The organism is Microbacterium sp. NRRL B-14842, assembly GCF_050470785.1.
Map to the genome: position 1 here is coordinate 1 of NZ_JBFLUM010000066.1, position 12,852 is coordinate 12,852.

The following is a 12,852-nucleotide window of genomic DNA, read 5'->3' on the forward strand; positions in this document are numbered from 1 at the left end:
CGGCGCGGTTCTCGCCGATGATGTCGAGCAGCACCCCGGCGGCCTCCTGCCACGCGGGACCACCGCTCCCGGCGGGCGACGAGGGCGCGAAGTAGCCCGCGAGCTCCGGGTCGAACGCGGTGCCGAGCCAGTGCAGCACGACGGGGACCGACGCGCGAGAGAGCACCTCGCGGTAGACGCGGCGATAGTCGTCGGCGGTCTCCGCGACCCGAGCCAGGTGCCGCGAGGCCATGACCACCCGGCCCCGCCCCCTGCTCCTCGGCGAAGTGCAGCTGCTCGAGATAGGCGGCGATCACCTGATCGAGCGAGATGCGCTCCTCGTCGACATGATCGGTGTTGACCCCGACCACGACCGTGCCGCCCTCCTCGCGGGCGACCTCGGCGCTGCGGGCGATGAGCTCGCGCACCGCCGCCGCATCCAGCCCCATGTTGCGCTGGCGCGGTGTCCATCGCGTCGGCGACGCCGAGACCCCACGAGTACACGTTGCGGCGGAAGGCGAGGGTCGCGTCCCAGTCGATGTCGGCCGGCTGTCCCGGGTGTTGTCCGCGTGGACCTTCGGGACGACGTGCGCGGCGGCGTAGGCCACCGGCTGCGGAGCGGGCCCTCCGGCCGCGTGACACCGGCGACCTCGCGGAGCTCCGTGTCGGCGGTGCGGCCGTCGGCGGCGAGCAGGCGGAGGGTGGTCAGCCTCGTCCAGGGTCAGGGGCTCGAGCACGATCTTGCGTCCCCTCGGCGCTGGACGCGAGTCCGGCCTCGGCGAACTGGACCCCGCGCGCGCCGTGCCAGCAGGTCGACGGGTAGTCCGTCCCGAGGGCGAACGAGGTGAGGTACTCCTCCCACTGCTGCCGGAAGCCGTTCCGGAACACGTCGTTCGTCGGCACCTGCTGCAGTCGGCGTCGTAGTCGTGGCTGTCCTCCAGGTCGGGGTTCCACACGGGCTTGGGCGTGGCGTTGCGGGGCTGATCTTCGCACCGAACAGTCCGACGACCGCGGAGCCGTGCGTGCCGTCGACCTGGAACTCCACGAGCTCGTCGCGGTTCACCCGCACGGTCCCACGAGGAGTGATCTCGGCGATCGCCCCGCCGTCGAGCTCGAAGATGCCGTACGCGGCGTCCTCGGCCGTGGCCGTGTAGTGCTCGCCCTTCTCGTCCCAGCGGTCGGCGATGTGCACCGCGGCCCTGCGCGTAGACGCTCTTGACCTCGCCGAACAGGTTCTCCAGCACGTAGTTCCAGTGCGGGAACATGTCGGTGATGATGCCGCCGCCGTCCTCGGTGCGGTAGTTCCAGCTCGGGACGCTGCGCGGGCTGCCAGTCGCCCTCGAACACCCAGTAGCCGAACTCGCCCCGGACGGAGAGGATGCGGCCGAAGAAGCCCGAGTCGATGAGACGCTTGAGCTTCTGCAGCCCCGGAGGTAGAGCTTGTCGTGGACGACGCCGGTCTTCACACCGGCGTCGCGGGCGAGGCGGGCGAGCTCCAGAGCCTCGTCGAGCGACTCGGCCGTGGGCTTCTCGGTGTAGATCGCCTTGCCGGCGGCGATGGCCTTCCGGATCGCGGATGCCCGGGCCTTCGTGACGAGGAAGTCGGCGTAGATCTCCCACTGCGGGTCGGCGAGGGCCGCGTCCAGATCGGTCGTCCAGTCCTCGATGCCGTGCTTCGCCGCCAGTTCGGCCAGCTTGGCCTCGCTGCGTCCGACGAGGATCGGCCGCACGGTCACGCGGCTGCCGTCGGGGAGCTCGATCCGCCGTCGTCACGGATCGCGAGGATCGACCGCACCAGGTGCTGCCGGTATCCCATGCGCCCGGAGACGCCGTTCATGATGATCCCGATCTCGCGGGTGGGGGCCTGTGCCATCTCGGTCCGTTCCTCTCGGTGGAAGCTGTCGGCGCTGACAGGAGAATGTTGGTAAGCGCTTTCCGAGATCATGGCATGAGACGCTCGACCTCGCAACCGCGCCTAACGCGGAGGGGCCGTGCTCGCCCGCACGTGCAGCGCCGGGGCGACCTCCACGCGCTCGGCGGGCCGGGTGGTCCCCTCGCGCAGCCGATCCCGGAGAAGCTCCACCGCGCGGCGTCCGACGTGCTGCTTGGGCGGCCGCAGCGCGGTGAGCGGAGGGGAGCCGTGCTCCGCGACCTCGTCGTCGTAGGCGATCAGGGAGAGGTCGTCGGGCAGCCGCCAGCCCGCATCCTGCAGATGTTGCTGGAGCAGGAGCGCCTGCGGGTCCGAGTGCACGAGCAGCGCGGTCGTGCCCGTGTCACGGATCTCGGCGAGCACCGAGGACACGACGTCCGCCTGCGCGGGCCCCTCCATCCGTCCAGCGCCGCATCGCGATCCACGCCCACCGCGAGACCGAGCTCAGCGACCGCCCGCCGACCAGCCCTGCCGGAGCCCGGCGGAGGTCGGCGACTGCGGCGACGTGAGCACCCCCACCCGCCGGTGCCCGAGTGCGGCGAGGTGCCCGGCGGCGAGCGCACCCCCGAACGCGTGGTCCGTCGCCACGGTCTGCATCCGGGTGAGGGCGAGCGCGGGCGGGGTCCGGCGCTCGACCAGCACGACGGGAACCGGGAGCGTGTCCAGCCACGAGAGCAGCGCGTGTCCGTCGGCCCCTTGCGTCTCGGGGCCCACGATGAGGCCGTGCACGGTTCCGGATTCCAGGAGCGCCGCGATCTGGCGACGCTGGTCCTGCGCGGCGTAACTGGCCCCGCGGAGCACGAGCTGCACCCCGGTCTCCACCCCGGCGCTCCGGGCGCCGACGACGACCTGCGGCCAGTAGTAGCTCAGCGACGGCACCACCAGGCCGATGCGGAACTGCGGCCCGGAAGGGCAGCGCGGGCGACGGTCGTGTCCAGCGCGCTCCGCAGCACTGCTCCCCCGTGCACCCTGGTCAGCAGTCCGCGGTCCGCCAGCGCGGTGACGTCGCGACGGATGGTGAGCTCGGCCACCCCGAAGTCACGGGCGAGCTCGGCGACGCGCACGGCGCCGGTACGGCGCAGCTCGTCCAGGATGCGCTCGCGGCGGGAGAGGCCGAAACGCGGGGGTGGGACGCTCTTCGGTCACACGATCCTCCCGACGTGCCGCACATCTTCGAGGGTGATGCGGGGGATCAGCATCCGGCTGCCTTCCGTGTACGAGTGTGTTCGATCTGGATGGTTCCTGTTCGATCACGTTGCCTGGGCTCGAACGCACAGTCCTTCACTGGAACGGCACGCTTCGGCAAGCGCATACCCGAGACCCGCGGAGACTCATGGCCCACCGACCGTTCACCATCGCCGCCCTCTCCACGGAGGCGTGGGACCTCGTGTTCGACGACGCTCGGCGCGCCCGTCTGGCGGACGCTCGTGGCCCCCCGGCGCCCCGCTGCACACGCCCGCGCTCGACGCGGCCGCCGCGGCCGACCGCGTGTCAGGGATCGAGGTGCTGGTGACGGGCTGGGGCGCCCCCCTCCTGGACGCGGCCCTGCTCGACCGGCTCCCCCGACTCCGCGCGGTGTTCCATGCGGCGGGGAGCGTGCGCGGCGTCGTGTCCGACGCCTTCTGGAGCGCGACATCCTGCTCACGTCCGCCGCCGAGGCCAACGCGGCCCCCGTCGCCGAGTACACACTCGCGATGATCCTGCTCTCCGGCAAACGCGCCCTCCTCCCGCTCCGCGGGGACGACGCACAGCGCGACCTGCGCATCGGGCCCCGCGTCACCGGCCGCATCGGCAACCTCGACCGCACGGTGGCATCGTCGGGTTCTCCCGCATCGGGGCCCGCGTCGTCGACCTGCTGCGGCCCTTCCCCGGACTGCAGGTGCTCGTCGCGACCCGTACGCGGACGCGAAGAGGTGGCCGCGGCGGGCGCCCGGCTCGTCCCACTCCACGCCCTGCTCCCCGCCGTCGACCTGCTCTCCCTGCACGCACCGGCGCTGCCCGCGACGCGGGGGATGATCGGCCGCGCGCAGCTCGCGGCCCTGCGCGACGGCGCCACCGTGCTCAACACCGCGCGCGGTGCCCCTCCTCGATCACGACGCGCTGCTCGCGGAGTGCGCCTCCGATCGCCTCGACGCGATCCTCGACGTCACCGATCCGGAGCCGCTTCCGCCCGACCACCCGCTGCTGCACCTGCCGAAACGTCGCGGTCACCCCCCGCACCTCGCCGGCTCGCTCGGCACCGAGGCGCACCGGCTGGCCGACGCCGCCCTCGACGAGCTCGAGGCGTGGGTGGTCGGCCGTCCGCCTCGACACCCCGTGCACCGCGCCGACCCTCGCGCACAGCGCATGACGATCCTCGCGCTGCCTCCGGAAGACCGGGCGCTCTCCCCGCACACGGGATGGACGCGCGCGCACCTGATGACGGTGGCCGATGCCATCCTCGACGGGGCCGCCCGTCATGCGAGCCCGGCGGGCGCGGGCATCCGGTACCCCGGCGCCCCTGGCGGCTTCGGCGCCGCGGTCGACGCGCTCGAGGGCTTCAGCCGCACGTTCCTGCTGGCCGCGTTCCGCATCGCCGGCGACCCACGCGGCACAGAGTCGCTGGCCGAGCGGTATGCCAGAGGGCTGGCGGCAGGTGTCGATCCGGCCGGTGCCGAACGGTGGCCGCGCCCCGACGAGGTCGACCAGGCGAAAGTCGAGGCCGCGGCGCTCGCCCTGGGTCTGCACCTCACCCGCGACACGGTGTGGGCGCGCCTGGACGACAGCGCCCGGACCCGCACCGTGGACTACCTGGCGGCCGTCGTCGGTGGGAGCCATCCGCCGAACAACTGGGCCTGGTTCCGGGTGCTCGTCGAGCAGTTCCTGGAGAGCGTCGGCGGGCCGTCCTCCGACGCGGACCGCGCAGCCGACTTCGCGCTGCTCGACGGCTTCGAGCGGGACGGCGGATGGAGCGCGGACGGCGCCGCCCGATCGTTCGACCACTACGCCGGCTGGGCGCTGTCGTTCTACCCGCTGCTCTGGGCGGACATGGTCGGCGACGAGCCGCGCCACGCGGATCGCATCGCCCGGTATCGCCGGCGGCTGGACGCGTTCCTCGACGACGCGCTGCACCTCGTCGGCGCCGACGGAGGACCACTCATCCAGGGCCGCAGCCTCACCTACCGTTTCGCGACGGCCGCCGCGGCCGGGGTCGCGGCGTTCTCCGGCACCTCGCGGCACGACCCCGGCCTCCTGCGCCGGGCGGTGAGCGGTCAGGTCCGGCACTTCACCGACCGCGGTGCGCCGGATGCGACCGGAGTGCTGCCACTCGGCTGGCACGGCGCCTGGCGTCCGCTCGCCCAGGACTACTCCGGCCCCGGCTCTCCGTACTGGGCGGCGAAGGGTCTCCTGCCGCTCGCCCTGCCCGCGGCGCATCCGTTCTGGACGGCCGTCGAACAGCCCCTGCCGATCGATCGGGGTCCGTTCACACCGCGTCCTCATCGCCCCGGGGTGGCTCGCGACGGGTACCGCGGACGGCATCGTGCGTGTGGTCAACCACGGCACCGACCACCGGATGCCGGGTGCCCACCAGCCGGATGCGCCGTTGTACGCGAAGCTCGGGTACTCGACCGCGACAGCGCCCGTGCTCGCCGGCCCCGGAGTCCGTGATCCGCTCGACGGCACGGTCGCCGTGGTGCGTGGCGGCCGAGCGAGCCATCGCTCCGGCTTCGCGACCGGAGCGCTGCGGAAGGTCGACGACGCCGTGCTCGGCGGCTCCTCCGGCCTCGTGCACTGGCACGACGGCTTCCGCGCGGAGTTCGATGTCGGCGGAGGCGGCGCGGCCGCCGAGACCACGGTCGGCCCCATGGTCGACGTGGTGTCGGCGCTCCGCGGACCGTGGGAGGTGCGGCTCGTGCGGGTCCGGGCGGGCGCGGGGACGGACGGGGTGATCCGCGACGGCGACGTCCTCCGCATCGGCGGCTGGGCGCTGTCCTCCCCGACGGTCGTCGAGACCGGCCCCGCGGTCGTCACCGCCGCCCTCGCCCTCGGCGGCGAGACGCAGAGCCGGGTCATCGGACTCCTCGGAGTCGACGGTGCGACCGCGGGGGTCCGACGGGAACGGGACGCGACCCCGCTCGGCCCGGAGACCGCCACCCCGTGGCTCTCGGCGGCGGTGCGGCCGGACGTCTGGATGGCCGTCGGCGTGCTTCTCGGGAGTTCCCCCGGCGTGCCGCAGCTCGACCTGCAGGCAGGCGACGCGGCGGTGTCCTGGCCGGACGGTGCCACGACACGCTTCCGCCCCGAGGAGTTCCTTCCGCGGGGGTGAGCGTCAGGGGCGTGCCGTACTCGCGCGCTCGACGAGCCGAGTCGGCACCACCACGGGCGCGGCGGGATCGGTCGCCGCCGCGTCGCCCTCCACGGCGGCGATGAGCGCTGTGACCGCCCGCTGCGCGAGCGCCGGGAAGTCCTGGCGGATCGTCGTGAGCGGCGGGAGGAAGTTCGCCGCTTCCGGGATGTCGTCGAAGCCGACCACGCTGACATCGCCGGGGACCGTGCGTCCGGATTCCGCCACCGCGCGCAGCAGCCCGAGCGCCATCTGGTCGTTGGCGCAGAACACCGCCCTCGCCTGGGCCAGGGCCGCCCCCGCGGCGAAGCCGGACTCCGCGCTCCAGTCCCCGCGCACGACCGCCGGAGGCGTGAGACCGGCAGCCGTCAGAGCCTCGCGCCACCCGCGCTCGCGCTCGGCTGCGGCGAACGAGTCCGCCGGTCCCGCGAGGTGGTGGACGGTCTCGTGCCCCGCGGCGAGCAGGTGGCGCGTGGCAGCCTCTGCTCCCGCGGCGTGATCGCTGTGCACCACGATCGCTCCGGCTCCTGCGGGAGCGTCCACGACGACAAGACGCAGCTCCGGCGGCAGAGTGGCGGCAGGGACCAGCGCCGAAGCCTCGTTCAGCACGAGGGCACCGTCGACACCCTGGTCGGCGAGCCGGGCGAACGCCGGGTCCACGCCGTCCGCAGCCGTGACGACCGTGAGCGCATAGCCGCGTTCCGCCGCCGCCTCGGCCGCGGCCTGCAGCATCCGGGAGTTGCCGACCGTGGCCAGGGTGGTCACGACGAGACCGAGGGTGTGGCTGCGACCGGTGCGCAGCGCCCGCGCGGCCCGATGCGGCCGGTACCCCAGTTCGGTCATCGCGGCCTCGACCCGCGCCCGCGTCTGCGGGTCCACGCGCGGACTGCCGTTGACGACGCGGGAGACGGTCTGTCCGGAGACACCGGCTCGCGCCGCCACAGTCGCCATGGACACGCGGGCGGACACCGACGCCGACAGCTTCCGGGCCACGGGATCCTCCGTTCACAACTCCGTCATGTTGACGTTAGCACGCAGCGGCACCTACCATGTTGACGTGAACACGCCCGAATCTCCTGAGTTGCGCACGGAGCGTCTCGGCGCCGGGGTCGTCAAGCGCCCGACCACCCTCGCCGACGGCCGTGAGCTCATCTACTACGACGACCCGGAGACGACCCTCGGCGCGGAACGGTCGGTCGACGCCCGCACCCTCGCCCCTCGACCCGACACCGCGACCATGCGGCTCGACGTTCTCACGGGCGACTGGATCACCGTCGCCGCCAACCGCCAGAACCGCGTGATGATGCCGGGAGCCGACGCCGACCCGCTCGCGCCGCAGACGCCGGCGAATCCGTCCGAGGTGCCGTCCCGGTACGACGTGGCCGTGTTCGAGAACCGCTCCCCCGCATTCGGCCCCGCTCTCGCCGAGCCCGTCGGCACCGCCCCCGGGGCGACGAACCCCCCGCGCGGCCTCGACGACCTCACCGCCCTGGGACTCGGGCGCACCCGCACCGCCGTCGGCCGCTGCGAGGTCGTGTGCTTCAGCCCCGAGCACTCCGGCTCCTTCGGCACCCAGACCGCGACCCGCGCCCGCACCGTGATCGAGGCCTGGGCCGACCGCACCGCCGCTCTGTCCTCCCTGCCCGGGATCCAGCAGGTCTTCCCGTTCGAGAACCGCGGCGAGGCGATCGGCGTGACCCTCCCCCACCCGCACGGGCAGATCTACGCGTACCCCTACGTGACCCCGCGCACCGCCCGGGTGCTGGAATCCGTCGACCGCACCGCACCCGACCTCTTCGCCCGCATCCTCGCCGAGGAGCAGGCGTCCGAGCGGGTGGTGTTCCGCGGCGAGCACTGGACCGCGTTCGTGCCCTTCGCGGCGCGGTGGCCGCTCGAGGTGCACCTCATGCCGCATCGGCACGTGCCCGACCTCGCCGAGACCACGGCGGAGGAGCGCGACGAGCTCGCCCCGCTCTACCTCCGTCTCCTCCGCGGCGTCGACGCGCTCTACGACAGCCCCACCCCGTACATCGCCGCGTGGCACCAGGCTCCGGTCCACGTCGGCCGCGAGAGCGTGCGCCTGCACCTGCAGCTCACGAGCCCCCGCCGCGCCGCCGACAAGCTCAAGTTCCTCGCGGGCTCCGAGGCCGCGATGTGGGCCTGGGCCGCCGAGGTCGCCCCCGAGCAGGGGCCGCCCGACTCCGCGAGGCCCTCGCTCGCGCCGACCAGGAAGCCTCCGCATGACCTCCGCACACGACGCCGCCGTCGACCTCTTCGCCGCCCTCGCCGGGCGCACGCCGGACGGCGTCTGGTCCGCCCCGGGGCGCGTGAACCTCATCGGCGAGCACACCGACTACAACGACGGCTTCGTGCTGCCGTTCGCGATCCCGCAGCGCACGGTCGCCGCCGTCCGCCACCGTGCGACCGACGGCTCCGCGTCGCCTCGACCTTCGCGGACGAGCCGGTCGAGATCGCTCTCGACGACCTCGACCGCCTCTTCCCCACCCCGCCCGGCACGGCGCCCGCGGTGCCGGAGTGGGCGGCGTACCCGCTCGGCGTCGCCTGGGCCCTCCGTGCGGCCGCCCCCGCGACCGCGGCCTCCGGCCTGGACATCGCGATCGCCTCCGACGTCCCGGTCGGGGCCGGGCTCTCGTCGTCCGCCGCGATCGAGGGCGCGACGGCCACGGCACTGAACGAGCTCTGGGACGCCGGCCTCGACGCGGTCGCCCTCGCCCGGATCGGACGCACGGCGGAGAACGAGGCCGTCGGCGCGCCCACCGGCATCATGGACCAGATGGCCTCGATGCTCGGGGAGCCCGACGCCGCGATCTTCCTCGACTGCCGCTCTCTCGCCGCCGACGTCGTGCCGCTGGGCATGGCCGACGCCGGCCTCGCGGTGCTCGTGATGGACACCCGCGTCACGCACGCGCACTCCACCGGCGGCTACCGGGAACGCCGCGCCGCATGCGAACGCGGAGCCGCGATCCTCGGAGTGCCCGCGCTGCGCGACGTCGCCGTGGCCGACCTCGCCCGCGCCGAGAGCCTGATGGACGACATGACCTTCCGCCGCGTGCGCCACATCGTCACGGAGAACCAGCGCGTGCAGGACACGGTGGCGACGCTGCGCACCGCGGGCGCACGCGGCATCGGCGACCTCCTCGTCGCGTCCCACGCGTCGATGCGCGACGACTTCGAGATCTCGACGCCGGAGCTCGACGCCGCGGTGGAGACCGCCCTCACCTCGGGGGCGGTGGGTGCGCGCATGACCGGCGGCGGCTTCGGCGGCGCCGCGATCGCCCTCGTCGACCGCGGTGCCGTGCCTCACCTCGCCGACGCGGTGCGGGGGCGGTTCGCCGCCGAGGGCTTCGTCGCCCCGCACCTGTTCGAGGTCAGCCCGTCCGCAGGTCCGCGCCGCGACGCCTGACACAATGAAGGGTCGAGCCGCCACCGCCGCGGCAGGAGAGGAACGCATGTCCTGGATCGTCACCGGCGGCGCCGGCTACATCGGTGCCCACGTCGTCCGCGCTCTCGCAGAGGCCGGTCTCTCCCCCGTCGTCCTGGACGACCTCTCCAGCGGCGTCGCCTCCTTCGTGCCGGAGGGCGTGCCCTTCGTGCAGGGCAGCATCCTCGACCGCGCCCTCGTCGAGGAGACCCTGCGCACGCACGAGGCGGAGGGCGTGATCCACGTCGCGGGCTACAAGTACGCCGGCGTCTCGGTCCAGCGCCCGCTGCACACCTACGCCCAGAACGTCGAGGGGACGCGGATCATCCTCGAGGCGATGGCGGCGGCGGGCGTCGCGAACATCGTCTTCTCCTCTTCGGCGGCCGTGTTCGGCACCCCGGACGTCTCCCTCGTCGTCGAGGACACCGCCAAGAGGCCCGCGAGCCCCTACGGCGAGTCGAAGCTCATCGGCGAATGGCTGCTCCGCGACCAGGCGATCGCCACCGCCGACTCCGACCGCCCGCTGCGTCACACCTCGCTGCGGTACTTCAACGTCGTCGGCTCGGCCGACCCGACGGTCTACGACGTCAGCCCGCACAACCTCTTCCCCATCGTCTTCGAGGCGCTGATCGAGGGCCGCACCCCGAAGATCTTCGGCGACGACTACGACACCCCTGACGGCACGAACGTGCGCGATTACGTGCACGTCGGCGACATCGCCGCCGCCCACGTCGCCGCAGCGCAGCGCCTGGCCTCCGGCGCACCGATCGAGCCCGCGTACAACCTCGGCTCCGGCGACGGCCTCAGCGTGAAGCAGATCATGGATGCGGTCGCCCGCGTCACCGGCATCGACTTCACCCCCGAGGTCGGCCCTCGCCGCCCCGGCGACCCCGGATCGGATCGTGGCGACCGGCGAACTCGCGGCGCGCGACCTCGACTGGACCATGCGCTACACCGTCGACGAGATGGTGCGCACGGGCTGGGAGGCCCGCCGCGCCGCCGGCTGACCTCAGAGGTCGCGCGTGCGGATGGGGTAGAGCCAGAAGCACAGCCATCCGACCGCGGTGAAGCCCAGGGGGATGACCGCCAGCATCAGCCGGATGCCGCCGTCGACGGCCTCCAGCTGCGCGTCGCCGAGCCCGGCGTCGAAGCCCGTCGCGGTCAGCACAGCCGCGGCGACGATCGCCTGGAGGACCACGGAGCCGCGCACGACGAACCCGTTCACGCCGAAGTACGCACCCTCGCGACGGTGGCCCGTGCGATGCGCGTCGTCGTCGATGATCTGGGCGAGCACGACCTCGAGGAGCTGCAGCAGCCCGCCGACGCCGACGCCGACCGCCACCCCGACGAGAGCCGCCGCCCCCACCGACGTCGGGACCAGGTAGCCGAGCACCGCGACCCCGAACACCGCGACGCTCCACAGCAGCGCCGTGCGCGGGGAGGTGCGCCGGACCACCGCGCTCCACAGCACGATCGACGGGATGGCCGTGAGGAAGATGGCGCCGAGCAGGAGGCTGCCCTCGCCCTCGGCCGCCCCCAGCGAGTAGCGGACGTAGAACGGGACGGCGGCGAGGATCACGGCGATCGAGGTCTGCACGCAGAGCGAGCCCAGCACGTACGGCACGAAGGCGCGGTTGCGGAACGTGTAGACGAGCTGGTCCCGCCAGCGCATGGCCTCGGAGGCGGCCTCGGGCACCCGGCGCTCGATCATCCCGCCGAGGAACGACCACACGAGCAGCACGAGACAGACGCCGGACAGCACGAGGGCCATCCCGGGCCAGCCGATCGCGTCGTAGAGCGCGGGGGCTCCTGCCGTGCCGAGCACCATGCCGAGGATCGCGAAGATCTGCCGCGGCACGTTCCCGCGGGCGCGCTCCTCCGTGGTGCGGAAGATCTCCGGGAACAGCGCCGAGATGTTCAGCACCACCACGACGAAGGCGATGTCGTAGACCGCGACGACCACGAGGAACCACACGATGAGCCCGGCCGCCGGGAGCGCGGGCGGCATCCAGACGAGGGCGAACGCGACGACGAGCGGCACGATGCCGAGCCCGATCCACGGGATGCGGCGGCCCCACGGCGTGCGGATCCGGTCGGAGAGCGCCCCGACGACAGGGTTGAGCGCCGCGTTGAGGATGCCGTGGGCGATCATCGCCGCCGCCACCCACCCCGCGGGGACGGCGAGGTGCGAGACGTAGAAGTACACGACGAACGCCGAGAACGTCTGCGTCATCAGCTGCGTCGGGAACCCGGAGGCTCCGAAGGCGATGGTCTGGGAGCGGGTGGGAGCGGCGTCGAGACGGCGGTCGCGCAGCCGTTCGCCGAGCGCCGTCACCGGGCGTCTCCCCGCTGCAGCTCCCGCAGCGCGCGCCAGCCGACGCGGACCAGACCCTCCTCGACGATCGTCTGCTGCACGAGCGGGTCGTCGAGCAGCCGCAGCTCGTAGCCGCGTTTGGCCGCCGCGAAGTCCACCGCGGCGCGCAGCTCCTCGCCGTCGGCCATCGGATGCAGGTAGATCTCGGTGACACCGGGCGGGACGGCGCGCAGCACCGCGAGGAACCCGTCTCGGACCTGCTCGTACGACTCCTCATCGGCGGTGCCCTCGCCGCGCAGCTCGAACGGGTGCGTCCAGAGCCGATCGACGATCTCCACGCCGAAGGCATCCGCCACCGCCGCCGCCTCGGTGAGCTTCGCCTGCAGCATCGGATCGGCGTCCGCTCCCTCCATCTCGCGGGGCAGGCGGAAGGGGAGGCCGTGCCGGGCGGCGAGGTCGAAGACGGCGCGCAGGAAGTCCCGGCCGGTCAGCAGCCCGTAGACGGAGCCCATGTGGTTGTCGAGGTGGGTCACGTCGACGCCGGCATCGAGCGCCGCCTGCAACTGCGCGGCTATCTCGGCGGCGACATCCTCCTCCGACGCGTGCTGCTCCACGGTCGCGACGTCGGCGGGGAAGAAGCCGTCGGCGTCGACGAGGGTCGACGAGCCCGCGGTGAGCGGACGCCACCGGTATCGGCGCCACTCGCTCGTGAGGACGAGGTGCACGCCCACGTCGAGGTCCGGGTGCGCGGCGGCGAAGGCGAGTGCTTCCGGGGACCAGGCGCAGGGCACCATCACCGTCGCCGAGTCGATCCGCTCGCGGAGGAGGAGTCCGGAGATCGCCGCGTTCGCGGCATGGCACAT

The 12,852-nt window shown here is 73.3% G+C and carries 8 protein-coding genes and 6 pseudogenes; 6 read left to right on the forward strand and 8 right to left on the reverse strand.

The annotated features are described in order from the left end of the window. From AB1285_RS24355 to AB1285_RS24375, 5 genes and pseudogenes are all read right to left on the reverse strand, one after another. Positions 1-688: pseudogene (locus tag AB1285_RS24355) on the reverse strand (DUF993 family protein); the annotation flags it as partial. A gap of 4 nt (positions 689-692) precedes the next feature. After that, a pseudogene (locus tag AB1285_RS24360) lies at positions 693-1,852 on the reverse strand (Gfo/Idh/MocA family protein); the annotation flags it as partial. Positions 1,853-1,954: 102 nt separating this feature from the next. Beyond that, complete coding sequence (locus AB1285_RS24365) at positions 1,955-2,308, reverse strand: substrate-binding domain-containing protein (RefSeq protein ID WP_429978036.1); 354 nt, start codon at positions 2,306-2,308, stop codon at positions 1,955-1,957. A gap of 45 nt (positions 2,309-2,353) precedes the next feature. Next, positions 2,354-2,791 carry a hypothetical protein gene (locus AB1285_RS24370; RefSeq protein WP_429978038.1) on the reverse strand — a complete coding sequence of 146 codons (438 nt, stop codon included), beginning with the start codon at positions 2,789-2,791 and terminating at the stop codon, positions 2,354-2,356. Then, the gene (locus AB1285_RS24375) at positions 2,776-2,973 is read right to left on the reverse strand and encodes a DeoR family transcriptional regulator (RefSeq protein ID WP_429978040.1); all 198 of its coding nucleotides are present in this window, start codon (positions 2,971-2,973) and stop codon (positions 2,776-2,778) included. Before AB1285_RS24375 ends, AB1285_RS24370 begins: the two co-directional genes overlap by 16 nt. 630 nt (positions 2,974-3,603) lie before the next feature. Here AB1285_RS24375 and AB1285_RS24380 point away from each other — a divergent pair. The 3 genes and pseudogenes from AB1285_RS24380 to AB1285_RS24390 form a co-directional block, all read left to right on the forward strand. After that, a pseudogene (locus AB1285_RS24380) lies at positions 3,604-3,930 on the forward strand (hydroxyacid dehydrogenase); the annotation flags it as partial. 55 nt (positions 3,931-3,985) lie between these two features. Further along, positions 3,986-5,557, forward strand: a complete 1,572-nt coding sequence (locus AB1285_RS24385) for a DUF2264 domain-containing protein (protein ID WP_429978042.1) — start codon at positions 3,986-3,988, stop codon at positions 5,555-5,557. Continuing rightward, positions 5,493-6,215, forward strand: a complete 723-nt coding sequence (locus tag AB1285_RS24390) for a hypothetical protein (RefSeq protein WP_429978044.1) — start codon at positions 5,493-5,495, stop codon at positions 6,213-6,215. Before AB1285_RS24385 ends, AB1285_RS24390 begins: the two co-directional genes overlap by 65 nt. Before the next feature lie 3 nt (positions 6,216-6,218). Here AB1285_RS24390 and AB1285_RS24395 read toward each other — a convergent pair whose 3' ends face one another. Beyond that, entirely contained in the window at positions 6,219-7,184 is a 966-nt protein-coding gene (locus AB1285_RS24395; RefSeq protein WP_313366570.1) for a LacI family DNA-binding transcriptional regulator, read from the reverse strand. Positions 7,185-7,251: 67 nt separating this feature from the next. Between AB1285_RS24395 and galT the strand changes: the two are divergent. The 3 pseudogenes from galT (at position 7,252) to galE (ending at position 10,682) form a co-directional block, all read left to right on the forward strand. Then, positions 7,252-8,477, forward strand: a pseudogene (gene galT / locus AB1285_RS24400) (galactose-1-phosphate uridylyltransferase). After that, positions 8,474-9,657 (forward strand): annotated as a pseudogene (gene galK, locus AB1285_RS24405) (galactokinase). Before galT ends, galK begins: the two co-directional pseudogenes overlap by 4 nt. 46 nt (positions 9,658-9,703) lie before the next feature. Continuing rightward, positions 9,704-10,682: pseudogene (gene galE / locus AB1285_RS24410) on the forward strand (UDP-glucose 4-epimerase GalE). A gap of 2 nt (positions 10,683-10,684) precedes the next feature. On the opposite strand, the gene AB1285_RS24415 reads toward galE, so the two are convergent. Then, positions 10,685-12,010 carry an MFS transporter gene (locus AB1285_RS24415; RefSeq protein WP_292797443.1) on the reverse strand — a complete coding sequence of 442 codons (1,326 nt, stop codon included), beginning with the start codon at positions 12,008-12,010 and terminating at the stop codon, positions 10,685-10,687. Further along, a partial coding sequence (locus AB1285_RS24420) for a polysaccharide deacetylase family protein (protein WP_429978046.1) occupies positions 12,007-12,852 on the reverse strand: 846 nt, incomplete at its 5' end. The genes AB1285_RS24420 and AB1285_RS24415, both read right to left, overlap by 4 nt.

Coding starts and splice junctions, on each gene's coding strand:
- AB1285_RS24395 (WP_313366570.1), bottom strand. CDS start 7,184: ATGGCGACTGTGGCGGCGCGAGCCGGTGTCTCCGGACAGACCGTCTCC.
- AB1285_RS24365 (WP_429978036.1), bottom strand. CDS start 2,308: ATGGAGGGGCCCGCGCAGGCGGACGTCGTGTCCTCGGTGCTCGCCGAG.